Here is a 14,224-nt window from a genome sequence, read left to right on the forward strand (position 1 = left end):
AGTAAATTAAAGAAAAATCATGGAAAAAGTAAAGAACAGCTACAAGCGTTGTTGCTTTTTCTGCATCTTATTTTTATACATTATTGAATCAGCCAATGATAGCACTTCATCTAAATTTGAAGAGCTATCACCAAGAAATACACTCCCCACGCTGAGTGAAATAGTGTACTGACGAAGACTTTTTTTATTAAACTCATTAGTATTTTCTGTAAGGCGTTGCTGCATCATTTCAATGAAATGTTTTTCACAGTCAATAGCAAGTACCGCAAATTCATCACCACCTAACCTTCCAATAATATCCGAGTCCCTGAAGCTTAAGCGCAAAATTCCGGCAACATCAATCAACGCCTTATCACCTTCATGGTGTCCCATAGTATCGTTGATTATCTTCATATTGTCCATATCCACATAAAAAAGCGCTATGCCTTTCCCTGTGCGTTTGCTTAATTTTAATTGCTGCTCAGCTAACATGGTAAATCCACGACGATTATACAGACCCGTTAGCTCATCTTTAATTGCCAGCTCTTTTAACTGCTCACGCATTACAATGAGTGGTGTAATGTCAGTTGCAATGCATACCACCCGTTCAAGCTTACCCACTGCATTATAAACATTAGAAGTAGTGATGCTGATATGAGTATCCTTCCCCTGCCTGTTTAAAATCCGTATTTCAAAGTTATTGACACCACCATTCTGTATCATATCAACAAACTGGCGAATTTTTCTTTTATCTTCATTGGGATGAAGGATACTTCTAAACCAGTGAGTGCCCCCAAGATTTTCCAATGTATATCCTGTGAGCTCTTCAAAATAAGTATTCACAAAAATAATGTTTCCTGCCCTATCCATTTCTACTACTGCAGCAGGAATACGGTTTACCAGGTGGCGATAACGACGCTCGGATTCTACCAGTGCACGTTCGGCTTCTTTTCGCTGTGTCACATCCCTTATGACAGCAAGTACCCTATCTTTAAGCATTGGAACAAGTCTGGCCTCGCGCCACCTGGTTTGCCCCTCTATTTCTATAGGATATTCAATGCCAATAACTTTATTGGTAGCCAGAGCTTCTTTCAATGCATTTCTATAGAGTGTTGCAATATGTTCAGGTACTATCTCATAAAAACGCTTACCTATTACTTCTTGCGGTGTTGCATAGAGCTTCATCTCTTCGCCAAACTGATAATCATAAATCATTCCTTCTTTATCAGCAATGACATACAAATCGGGAAAGGCTTTTACTATGGCTTTTAAATTAGTGGTACTTTTTAAGAGCTCTATCTCCATCCTTTTTTGTTCAGTAATATCCTCACCGGAACTCATTGTACCAATAATGTTGCCATGAGCATCAGTCAACACAGTGTTATGCCATGCAATGAAACGCAAGTTCCCATACTTTGTCATAACCGGGTTTTCATAAAATTCAACCGGTTTTATATTGCCTTTCATTAATTCAAAGTAAACGTTGCGCACACCTTCACGCATATCCTGAGGCACACACGTATCAAACCAATCTTTGCCTATGAGTTCATCATATGCATATCCTAAAATTTCGCAGGCTTTTTTATTTGTTAAGGTAATGGTTCCCTTTTCATTGAGTATCACCATCATATAGGGTGAGATGTCTAAATACTTCTGAAAGGTATCGCGCTGTTCTTTTATCTGGTCCTGAAACTGTTTCTGTTGGGTTATATCGTTAAACAGCAGTACACAATATGATGTACCATTTAAGGTGTAACGTGAAATGACGAACTTAAACCAGTGTGGAATACCCGCAAGGTTTATAGTATTTTCAAGCGATATGCTTTCAGCTTCGTGGTGAATAATTTTTTCAATAGCTGAATGTAATAATGTATGAAAGTTTTGGTCAAAACATTCAAGCTGGTTACAAAAATCAAAGAAATTCTTTTCTATAACCTGTATAGGCTTAAAATTTGTCCCAACCATGGTATTTATAAATTGCATCCACACCTTATTGGCAAGTACAATAGCACCGTTTTTGTCCAGTACAACTATCTGACGGGGTATATTATCAAGAATTGATTGTAACAGTTTATAATGTTTTTCAATGTCTGCAAATTTTTCTTCAACAATAAGGCAGTAATGCTCATCATCAATATGCACAATGGAAACATTTATTCTTTCTGAATTATGCAGTGCAATTTCTGTAACTGTTACTATCTCTTTTGTGTAATCAAGCTTCTGTGCTGTTTTATGTATCTTCTGTGCATCAGCAAACATTGCGTCAACGGTGGAGCCAATAAGCTTATTAATAGGTATGGCTACAATGCTTGCAAAGGATGTATTAGCAGTAACTATCGCCCCCTGCTTTGTAAAAACAATAACGGGCTGCTTGATATAATCAAAGAATGCAAATTTTTTTTGTTTGTGATTTTTCATACACATCCAGCACTGGCAAACATTGTTTGATACAATATAATAAACATATAATAATTCAAATGAATTTTTTAAAAATGTAAATATATTGGCGATAGTTCATTGAATAAAACTTTTTTGTTATAGTTGTTATATAATTGTAACAGTTACAAAAGAATATTTCAAGAAAAAATAATGATAATTTGTAGAATAGTATCTTGCTGGCAAATAGTTAAGCTTTGATGAAGTTTTATGCTCTGACCCAAATTCTTATAAAAAAAGCGCATCATATCATGATATATGATGCGCTCTTTATTGCTATGATGTTTAATTTTATTCTAATGGTACACCGGTAAAAATATATTCATTGGCTTTAACTACTGCTGCTTCCCCATCAAGGATGTAGTCAACCATACCAAAGAATTTCTTGAACTCAGCACCAAGGAAGAATTGTGATGACAGGACCTTACCGGTGTAATACGCAGCTTCACTATTATCTGCCAATAATGCTGTGAGGTCATCACCCTTCTTGTCACCCACTATTTCTTTCATCTTTGGCTGTGTAATTGAAAGCATCCATAAATGCAGCCATCCCAATGTAAACATTGACAGTGCCTGCTGTAATGGTGTGGCATTGGCAAAGATATGCAAAAATTTGCCAGCAGCCATCTGGTCTTTAAGATAGTTGACTACTGTATCAACTTTTTCAAGTCCCTTCTGGACTATAGCGACATATTTATCGTCTACTATGCCTTTTGCCTTATCAATAGTTTCCTGTACTCGCTTCTTGAATACAGTATAATTATACTGTTCAGGATTCATCAGTATTTTACGCATTGTTAAGTCCATTGACTGAATACCATTGGTACCTTCGTAAATGGAAAGTATTTTAGCATCACGTGCAAACTGCTCAACAGGATAATCAGAACAGAAGCCATAACCACCGTATACCTGGATAGCCTCGGCGGTAACTTTCCATGCATTGTCGGTATTGCCCGCTTTCGTTATTGGGATCAAGAACTCAATCATTGCCTGAGCTTCTTTCTTTCCTTCGCCATCAAGCACATGGACAAGGTCTTCCTGATAGCCAACGTAATATGTTAAAAGCCTCATACCTTCAACATACGATTTCATCCACAGTAACATTCGCTTAACATCGGGATGTTTAATTATTGTAACTTTGGGTGCATCCGGGTTGAGCATCTGTGTTACATCAACACCCTGAATTCGGTTGCGTGCATATTTTATTGCATGCATATATGCAGCACTTGAAACAGCCAATCCCTGCAAACCAACATATAGACGTGCTTCATTCATCATCTGGAACATGATCTTCATACCCTGTCGTTCCTGCCCCAGCAACCAGCCTATACAATCACCATTGTCACCAAAGTTCAATGTACAGGTAGCAGAAGCTTTTATACCCATCTTATGCTCAATACCAGAACATATTACATCATTGAATTCCAGTGATCCATTGGGTTTCACACGGTATTTAGGTACAATAAAAATAGATATTCCTTTTGTTCCGGGTGGGTCTCCTTCTATACGTGCAAGGACAGGGTGAATGATATTTTCAGGCATGTCATAATCGCCACCACTAATAAATATCTTCTGCCCTATAATTTTATAGGTACCATCACTCTGCCTGATAGCTTTTGTTTTAAGATTCCCAACGTCAGAACCTGCATCAGGCTCGGTCAAACACATAGTGCCTGTCCATTGCCCTGTAATCATCTTTGGTATATACAGGTCTTTCATCTCCTGAGTACCAAAGTTTTTTATTAAGTTGAGGGCACCAATGGTTAATGCTGGATACATTGAAAAGGCTACACTTGCAGCTGTAAAAAACTCCGTACAACATTGGCCAATTGCCTGTGGCATTCCCATGCCACCAATTTCAGGATCATTTACCAATCCAATAAACCCCGCATCATACATTGCCTGCAATGCTGGTTTATAACATTCAGGTAATATTACTTTTTTTGTATCAGGTTCGTACTTAACACCAATTTTATCCCCTTCCATATTTGCCGGATATACTTGCTCAACAGCTATTGTTTCTGCAAGATTCAATACATCTTCAAATGTATCTTTATCAAAATCAGCAAACCGCGGGTATTGAGTTAATGTATCAACACCTAATACTTCAAACAAAACAAATCGCGTATCCCGTGTGTCCACCAATGGGTTTAGCGACATTACTCCAGTTGCCATAAAAAGACCTCCTGTATTACAATTTTAATATATATTTGGTGGTATTATGTTAAATACCATAATTCCTGATTTCACAATATTTTTTTTATTTATTTTGTCAATAATTTGTTGTCATATAAATAATGTTCTTTAACAGTAAATTTTGTTTTTTTTATAATAACAAATTAATAAAAACAACCATCAAACAATGAAACCGGATTGCCACTACACCTCATTGCATTAACAAGCTATAAAAAAAGGCAGGTGAAAACCCGCCTTTTTTTGGTAAGACTGTATATACCATCTCTTATTCGTTTAACGCCCCGGTAAATATTTCTTCACTTGCTTTAATAACAGCAGATTCACCACTGAGGAGCGCTTCAATTTTGCCAAAGTATTTTGGAAATTCAGCACCTAAATAGAACTGTGACGATAATACTTTTCCACTATAGAATGCAGCTTCAGCATTATCTTTAAGCAATGCTGCTCGTTCTTCACCTTTTTTGTCACCAACAAGCTCTTTCATCTTTGGCATTGTTATACTCAAGCTCCACAGATGCATCCATGCAATAACCAGCATATACATTGCCTGCTGTAATGGTGTTGCATTTGCAAACAGGTGGAGGAACTGTCCTGATGCCATCTGCTGTTTCATCATTTCTATAACTTCATCCAGCTTCTGAATTCCACGCTCAACAATAGCAACATATTTGTCTTCAACAACACCCTTTGCCTTATCAATGGTCTGTTGCATGCGTTTCTTAAGCACTGTATAATTGTACTGCTCAGGATTCATCAAAATCTTACGCATGGTAAGGTCCATTGACTGGATGCCGTTTGTTCCTTCATATATTGCAGTTATCTTTGAATTTCTCATCATCTGTTCAACTGGATAGTCAGCAACAAATCCATATCCACCATAACACTGCATAGCTTCTGAAGTTATCAATACTGACATATCTGAACAACCAGCTTTTTCTATTGGTGTAATTATCTCAACCAGAGCCTGTGCTTCTTTTGCTGCTTCACCTTCCAAAAGCTGTGCCAGCTCATAATTGAGGTACAGATAGTAAATCATAGCTCTCTGGCCTTCTAGATATGACTTCATCCATAGAAGCATTCTCTTGACATCAGGATGATTGATGATGGTTACACCTTTTGCCTCGGGATTAAGCATCTGTGTTACATGAACGCCCTGTACACGATTCTTACAATAGGTAACTGCATGCATGTATGCTGCTGAAGCACATCCGTGAGCCTGTAGACCAACACCCATACGAGCATAGTTCATCATTTTGAACATGATCTTCATACCCTGGCGTTCCTGCCCCAGCAACCAGCCTATACAGTTATTGTTATCACCAAAGCTCAATGTACATGTTGCTGATCCTTTGATACCCATCTTATGCTCAATACCAGCACATGTTACGTCATTGAATTCACCCAATGAACCATCAGGATTTACTCTGTATTTTGGAACTATAAAAATAGAAATTCCTTTTGTTCCGGGTGGGTCTCCTTCAATTCGTGCTAATACCGGGTGAATCATATTCTCATAATAGTCATTGTCGCCAGAAGAAATGAATATTTTCTGTCCATAGATCTTGAATGTACCATCAGGCTGGCGAACGGCTTTAGTCTTTAATGCTCCAACATCAGAACCTGCATCAGGTTCAGTTAAACACATGGTTCCGCCCCATTTCCCTGAATACATATTTGCAAGGTACATATGCTTCTGTTCTTCGGTGCCAAATGCCTCAATAAGCTCTGCAGCACCATGGGTTAATCCAGGATACATCAATAATGGGTAGTTAGCAGCACAGAAATATTCATTACATGCCCATGAAATTACCTGGGGTATACCCATACCACCCCACTCATCAGATACATCCATTCCACCAAAACCTGCTTCATAAAATGCATCAAGTGCTGCATGATAGCATTTGGGAATAGAAACCTTTTTGGTTGCTCCATCATAATGGCAACCTTCTTTGTCCCCTTCAGCAAACGTAGGATAAATCTGCTCAACTGCCATGGTTTCTGCCAGATTAAGCATGTCCTCAAACATATCCTTGTCAAATGAAGAGTACTTTGGAAGCTTTGTCAGCTGCAATACATCCATCATTTCATAGAGGACAAAGCGCACATCCCTTGAATCAACCAGTGGATTTAACGCCATAAAAAACCTCCTGCTTTTAAATTATAACAAATGTTAAAATATTACACATTCAGGTGTATGTTAAGATTTAATGCACATACACACAAATACATTGTTACGCTACAATACGGTATTTTTCTGTCAATAATGAAAATATATTTTTTTGTATAATTTATTTCAAACATACGAAAAAATATATTTTATCGTCTTAAAACTGATATGTACATATTTATTAAATTGTAAATTGCTTTATCCATCTCTGCGGTCTCTGTGTGAGACAATCTGATGCATCACGCAGAGTACGCAGAGTGCGCTGAGTTATTGGAGAGATAGCTGGATTTTGGGGCAGATACTTAATGGATAGGATGACTTGTTGCATATACGTCATTCCGGTCATCTCTTTTTGTCATTTCGAGCGTAGCGAGAAATCTTTGCTTCACTCTTTAAGATTTCTCAGTCACTTCGTTCCTTCGAAATGACAGAGTAATACCGTCATTCCGGGCTTGACCCAGAATCTTTATCCTCACCATTGTGGATCCTGAATCGAGTTCAGGATGACTGCACTGAATCAATCCTGAAATAAATTCAGGACATGGTTCAGGATGACACACTGTTATTCATTACAAAACCCCGAAGGGGTGATATTATTGTAAGATGTCAGAGCTTCACCCTCTCCATCTCTGCGGTCTCTGTGTGAGACAAACTGATGCATCACGCAGAGTACGCAGAGTACGCTGAGTTATTGGAGAGATAGTAGGATTTTGAGGCAGATACTTAATGGATAGGATGACTTGTTGCCTATACGTCATTCCGGTCATCTCTTTTTGTCATTTCGAGCAATCCTTTATGTCATTTCGAGCGTAGCGAGAAATCTTTGCTTCCCCCTTTAAGATTTCTTAGTCACTTCGTTCCTTCGAAATGACAGAGTAATACCGTCATTCAGGGCTTGACCCGGAATCTTTATCCTCACCATTGTGGATCCTGAATCGAGTTCAGGATGACTGCACTGAATCAATCCTGAAATAAATTCAGGACATGGTTCAGGATAACATGCTGCTATTCACTAAAAACCCCTGGAGGGGGTGATATTATTGTAAGGGGTCAGAGCATATATTCATAACAAAAGAGACTGCTTTACGAGCAGCCTCTTTTTTTGCCCAGGACGGGACTTGAACCCATACGGGAGATTCCCACATGCCCCTCAAGCATGCGTGTCTACCAGTTCCACCACCTGGGCTAATACAATTATTTGGATACTACTATTTTTGAATACAACTATTATAGCACAAATTTGTAAACATTTTATTTTGCACTTATTTTATGTCAAGAAAAATGTATCATAAAGTAACAGTAAAACCATTAATTATTCCTAAACGTGGAAATTTTAACAAAATATAAAATTGTGTACACGGGGCGGTGTCCCAAAACAATCCGTGGAGTTCTCAATGACGCGGGTGCAAAGTCATTGCGAGCGCAGCGCTTGTACTGAGCTTGTCGAAGTGAAGCAATCTAAATAGCACAGAAGACAAGATTGCTTCGTCACTTCGTTCCTCGCAATGACAGTATGGCAAAAGTCATTGCAGAAGATGTCTTTTGAGACAACCCCGGGTGTACACTATATTCATTATGAAATTTTTTAAGGAATTATTACTGCAATGAAACAAAAATTTATTATTTCTCATTTACTATGGCAAACGAATCCTTGAAGATTTCAGAAGAGGTAAAAACACTTCTCTTTCTTCATGTTGTATTGCAATAACATCTTTTTTGCATTTGTTGTAGCACTGCAAGCAACCAATACATAAATTTTTATCAATTACTGGTTTATTATCCTGCAATGTGATCGCTCTAACAGGGCAATATGTAACACATAAACCACAACCAGTACATTTTTCTAGTTCCACAATATATGCATAATAAAATGTTTTAAAATGTAATGAATTTATTCCCCTGTTATATGAACCCAACACACCGCAGCAATCCCAGCAACAATTACAGATTGCAATCTCCTCGTTATCAATCCGATCTTTGTCATGCCATACGATATGCACACCACCTTTCTTCTTTGTTTCATCTATAATCGTTACTGCTTCTTCTCTGGAAATAAATCGCCCAAAACCATATTTGACTGCATGCTGACTGAACTTCCCCAACACTATGCAGGCTTCCAGTGGCATTTTCAATCTGCACTCTATACCCTCCATCGTTTTCCACTGTCTGCAAAAACAATGCACCACAGCAATCAATCCTTCATCGCCGTAACGAGCAATCAGTTCATTTATAGATGTTGATGGTAGAACCTGGCTTTTTTCAGGAACTATCGCCTTATTTAAAACTATCTTTTTACCTGGGCTGGCCGGTTTGATAACATTGTGAGGAGCAGTGTTTTTATTGCTCCAGTTTCTAAGTTGCCTGATAGGCGTAACATTGTATTTTTTCCATGAATTAAAAAGCCTGGTAAGCCAGCGTGCAAATTGCCTTTTTTCTGATGTGGTGCTGCCATTACACAGATACACCTCAAACCATCCTAACATTATAGGTGAGACAGTAAACAATTCCTGCTCTCCATGCACCCTGGACCAGATCATACCCTTGGCAATGAGTGATGAAAAAACCTCACGTGCTGTGTCAGAGGGCATGTTGACTTTTTTAAATATTGCATCACGGGTGGCAGCATCTTTCCCCATAGAAAGCAAAAAGTCAACCTCCTGTGGAGATAACACTGAATCAAAAACCTTAAGCAGCGTTACTGTAACAGGTATTGACGAAGACGACTGGTTATTCATCATCAAAGCCAGTCGTGCTAATTTCAAGTAATTGTTTTTTGGCATTCGTTAATTATTAGTAATCTTTAAAAGTTCAATCATTGTTGAGGCATCTTTAGCATAGTTTGAATCAGGGTATTCTTTTATAAGTTGTGTAAACGCTTTTACTGCATCATCCTCAAAACCCATTTTATTGTAACATATCCCAATCTGGAAAAGGCCATACATGCCATCATCCGTCAAAGGGAATTCTTCAAAAAGGCGCTTGTAAATACTAACAGCTTTAGTATATTGTGAATTATCAAAATAAATAGCTGCTATAAATCGATATGCTTTTGCTCTGTGCAATCCGTCAACATAAATATCTAAATATTCATAAAATTCATTTAGAGCCTTCTGATGTTCATTAATTGAAACAAAAAAAAGTCCCTGCTGAAATTTTTTGTCATCTGCTTCCTGCTGCATTGTTCGTTTTTCCTGAGCAGCTAATGGTAGAGCAACAAGCAACAGTATAATCGTTATAATATTTTTCATTGTACACTCCTTCAGCATCAATTATATTCCTTTGGCCTCACCAGATATCTCTTCAACAAGTGCACTGAACAATGTAATGACATCATCATTGGTTCTTCGTAGTCTTTGTGCAAGTTGCAGGGCGATAGCTCTTGTTAAAATCAACCCTACACGGGGATTGGCATCACCATAGGCAATAAAGTCTTTGCGTTTTAACACCAGGCAATCACAATCACGTTTTGCAACTACAGTTGCCGAACGTTTGTCCCTATCAATCATGGCTAGTTCACCCACATAAAGTGGCGTTTCATCAGCATTCATTGCCACCACCGTATATGGCTCATTCTGTAATGTCCGTTTCTGTATTTCTATTTCTCCATTTACTATGATATACAGTTCATCACCAATATCACCTTCTTTAATGACTATCCTGGATTTTTTTATCTTTTTATAACTGCATAATTCTGCTAAATCTTTGATAACATCTAAATCCAGACCTTTAAAAAGCGATAGTTTCTGTAACTTTTTAATTAATGTTTCATCAATTTGTATCGTCATGATTTTGCCTCAAACAATTTCACTTGAACCTTCTATCAACACCGCTTTGGAAAAATTTTTTATTATGTAATTTTTATCAGGATTTAAAACAGGGTAATTGGGAATCATAGTCTTTACTATGCGCAAATTATCTACAAGCTTCGATATATCAGGTGTTTTCTGTGCTTCCTGCAATGCCAATCTTTTACGATCATAAAAATTTCCTGTGTTTTCAAGCAGCCCTATGAGTATTTTATTTTTTTTGGCAAAATACTCAACCAACTCACCAAATGGTTTATTGATAAAATGAGCAGGAATTTCGTCAGTTGTCAATGATACGGGAGTACTGACATCTATAAGTTCACCAATAACATGGGCAAGGCCACTTTTTGCAAATACATCAGCTATAATATTTTTGCTGTAATTGTTTGTCAGTATTACCTCATCACATCCCGACAAACGCAGATACCGCTCATATTTTTGATCAATAATTTCAGCGCATACATATACACTTTTTGAAATTGCCTTGATTGACATTACCGACATAACCGTACGGGAATCTGCATCCTGCCCTGACTTCCCCAACTCATCGGCAAGTACCAGCACCTTTCTGGCATATCGAATATTTGCCCTGTTTAATACATGTTCATCAATGTGGTCACCATATACATAATGTATATTGGAAAAAAGAATATTGCTTTTCAGGTTTTCTATCTGCTCAGATTCAGCCATACATACCAGCACCACATCATACCCCGCAAAATCCTCTTTTCGCATAGCAATATTTGAAAGCACCATTGCCATATCTTTTTTCCAGCCGCATATTACATAATGATTTTTAATTTTCACAGGTTTTAGCCCTCTGTCTTCTTTCAATTGTTTTTCTACAAGCGTAGAAGCAATATTACCGGTAATTACACCAACCAGCGCCATTCCAAAAAACATTGTAAGTATCCCAATAATTCTTCCCAATCTCGAAATTGGGTACTTATCCCCATACCCAACCGTTGTTGATGTAACTATTGCCCACCAAATTGAATCTTCAATTGAGTTAATGTTACTCTCTACAATTTCACTTTGCCCATGCCTGGTAATTGTCCGCGTATATCCCTTTTCAATATAAAAAATGGCTGTTGAAAATATGAACAGAACCAAAAAACAAACAGCAAAAATTCTGAATATCAAACTATGAAATAAATTATGAGTAATGATTCGAGCATTTCTATACAGGTTAAGATTTGTATTTTTTAATTTCATATTCTGCCATTCAAAAATGTAAAATTTTTGCGATAGTTCATATGAATTATCGATAGGTTCTGAAAAAAATATTACTAAAATATTATGTCACTTCAAAGATTATTGCATACTATTTTTTTAATGAGAGCACACCGCCTATCCATATAATAGTAAGGGTGTACTTAACACTTTCCATAAAATACTATTATGAGATAGTTACTGAAAATACCAATTGATTTTAAATTATATCTAATGGAATAACTTTGGAGAAAGTTTTACAGGTTTTATTTTTTTATTATAATTATTTTTTAAATAAAAAAAGGGGAGATGGCCTCCCCTTTTTATGTGATTTTGTGTTTATTCTCTTTTACAGCTCTTTCAAACCTCTTTTGGGCTTGCTCTTTGATGATGAAAGGTCAACAGATCCTTTTATTTCACCTTCAGACTGCGCCTTGTATGCTGCTTCAAAAATATCTTCTTTCATTTCTGCCTGAGCAAATGACTGGTCAATATCTTCGCGGACTGTTGATCTTCTGCGTTTGAATGTTGCAAATGCTGCATCCTGGAATCCTCGTGATACACTGTAGAGGAATTCATTCAATACGTTTGCCATACCTTTAAGCATATACTGCTTACGCTTAATGGTTGTAACATCAACATCCAGTACAAGACCCGGCTGGATATGATGTGGGTTAATCTTATAGGTAAACTCATTGAATCTTCTTTCAAGGAAGTTAATGCGCTCATCCAGAATAACTCTTTCAATTGGGTTCTGGAAGCCGTGCATCTTCTGCAGCATTTCGCGCAGATATTTAAGCTTGTTCTTCAAATTGTGGATTCTGTCTTCATATGTTCTGTTATTCTTTTCAACAAAAGAATTTTCATTATACATTTCACCAATTTCATTCCACAATACTGAATTTGGATCAGCATCCTCTTCGCGTTTGTTCCTTCTCCAATCTCTTGACATTAATCTATTTGCCAGGTCATCAAAGTCACGGAGTGAACGGAAGCGTTTCTTTGATTCATAGTGTGCATGCACCACATCCCATACCCTCAGTATTTCACGAGTAAAAGCATCCATCTGGCGGTCAAATTCCTTCTTTGCTTCACGCAGTTGGTTTTGATCATAGTATGCAAGACGTATTGCATAGCGCTCATCCGGAAGAACTGTTTTATCCAGTTCCTCGTATTCACGAATCTGGCATATACGGGCGTTTTTCATGTTATCACATACCTGATACCCTAATTTGGAAGTATCAAGTATTGAAGTGATAGCATTTACTGCTGTGTTGTACCCGCGGTTACGGATATTTTCTTCATCAATGATGTATTTGATATTTTCACGAATATTTAGTGGATCATATTCTTCAATGTCGATTTCTGCGCGTAGTCCTTCAATCTTGTCAAGGAACTTCTTGGCAAGAATGGTGTAGCGTTTTGATTTTTCATCTTCTTTTTCATCATCAGTGAAGTTTTCGATACGTTTAATCTTTTCAAACATCACTTCTGTACCCGTCAACTCACTCTTGCCCTGATCAAGCAGCTCTTCTTTAAGTATCTGGATCTGCTTATCAATCAACTCATGAATGTGTTTCTGGATAGCATCCTTCAACAACGATTCTACGGTTACCTGATAGTGATAAATGGGGCTTATTAATTCACTATCAAGGATGTTAACCGAAAGCTTCACATCATACACATATTTTGGCCTGAGTTCATTGTCCTTGAATACGCACTTGATGATTGCATATGCATTTTCACCACGGATGAATGCACCAACATCAGTTTTCTGGCGCAGTATTGCATTTGTTTCATTTTCCAGGTCATTCATTCCTCTCTGGATATGCCCCTGCAGGTGCCCATACATATTCACGATAGACTTTTCAATTTCACCAGTATTAAACTTATCCGAACCGCCTATCTTATCAAGAAGCTCCATTATTTCTCGAGGGGTGTAGCGTGCAAGGCCTTTTGCTTCTTCCCTATCCACAAAGTCACGAACTTTCTTGATAAATTCATCTTCCATGGTTACCGTATACCGGTTGAACATGTTTACGTATGTCTGGTTGACATAATTGTACAGCTTTTCTTTTAAGCCACCCATCACATCCAATTTTTTCAAAACTTCTTCAGGAAGCTTGTTCTGCACATGGTTTACAAGCTTATCTACCGTTTCATCCAGAATAAGTCTTGCTTCAGCAACCTTATCGCGGCCTTCCTGAGCTAATGAATTTCGTGAACCAACCGCACTTGGTTCGGTTGGATGTACTTTATTAGGGCTTTTTGGGAATTGAGCTATTGACATTTATTGACCTCCTTGATTAAATACATTTTTGTCAAAGATGCATAATATATAGTTATACTTACTGATGCACCGTATGCTATGTTGAAATACTCTACCATTGGCAAAAAACGTTTGAATGTAATATTTAAATTAATATCA

The 14,224-nt window shown here is 37.5% G+C and carries 8 protein-coding genes and 1 tRNA gene; all 9 read right to left on the reverse strand.

All coding sequences use genetic code 11. From position 1 onward, the window contains the following. Positions 1 to 39: 39 nt before the first annotated feature. Positions 40 to 2,397: a PAS domain S-box protein gene (locus AB1444_10330; protein ID MEW6527052.1), complete on the reverse strand. Its 2,358-nt coding sequence runs from the start codon at positions 2,395 to 2,397 to the stop codon at positions 40 to 42. A 309-nt stretch (positions 2,398 to 2,706) separates the two neighbouring features. Further along, positions 2,707 to 4,590, reverse strand: a complete 1,884-nt coding sequence (locus AB1444_10335) for an acyl-CoA dehydrogenase (protein MEW6527053.1) — start codon at positions 4,588 to 4,590, stop codon at positions 2,707 to 2,709. Between the two features lie 286 nt (positions 4,591 to 4,876). After that, positions 4,877 to 6,748, reverse strand: a complete 1,872-nt coding sequence (locus AB1444_10340) for an acyl-CoA dehydrogenase (protein ID MEW6527054.1) — start codon at positions 6,746 to 6,748, stop codon at positions 4,877 to 4,879. 1,133 nt (positions 6,749 to 7,881) lie between these two features. Continuing rightward, positions 7,882 to 7,964, reverse strand: a tRNA-Leu gene (locus AB1444_10345). Positions 7,965 to 8,412: 448 nt separating this feature from the next. Continuing rightward, complete coding sequence (locus AB1444_10350) at positions 8,413 to 9,516, reverse strand: 4Fe-4S binding protein (protein ID MEW6527055.1); 1,104 nt, start codon at positions 9,514 to 9,516, stop codon at positions 8,413 to 8,415. Positions 9,517 to 9,561: 45 nt separating this feature from the next. Next, entirely contained in the window at positions 9,562 to 10,026 is a 465-nt protein-coding gene (locus AB1444_10355) for a tetratricopeptide repeat protein (GenBank protein ID MEW6527056.1), read from the reverse strand. A 21-nt stretch (positions 10,027 to 10,047) separates the two neighbouring features. Continuing rightward, positions 10,048 to 10,563, reverse strand: coding sequence for a cyclic nucleotide-binding domain-containing protein (locus tag AB1444_10360; GenBank protein MEW6527057.1), 516 nt, complete (start codon positions 10,561 to 10,563; stop codon positions 10,048 to 10,050). 9 nt (positions 10,564 to 10,572) lie between these two features. Then, complete coding sequence (locus AB1444_10365; protein MEW6527058.1) at positions 10,573 to 11,799, reverse strand: ion channel; 1,227 nt, start codon at positions 11,797 to 11,799, stop codon at positions 10,573 to 10,575. Positions 11,800 to 12,145: 346 nt separating this feature from the next. After that, positions 12,146 to 14,086 carry a cytoplasmic filament protein CfpA gene (cfpA, locus tag AB1444_10370; GenBank protein MEW6527059.1) on the reverse strand — a complete coding sequence of 647 codons (1,941 nt, stop codon included), beginning with the start codon at positions 14,084 to 14,086 and terminating at the stop codon, positions 12,146 to 12,148. Between the last annotated feature and the right edge of the window lie 138 nt (positions 14,087 to 14,224).

The organism is Spirochaetota bacterium, assembly GCA_040756435.1.
GTDB lineage: Bacteria > Spirochaetota > UBA4802 > UBA4802 > UB4802 > UBA4802.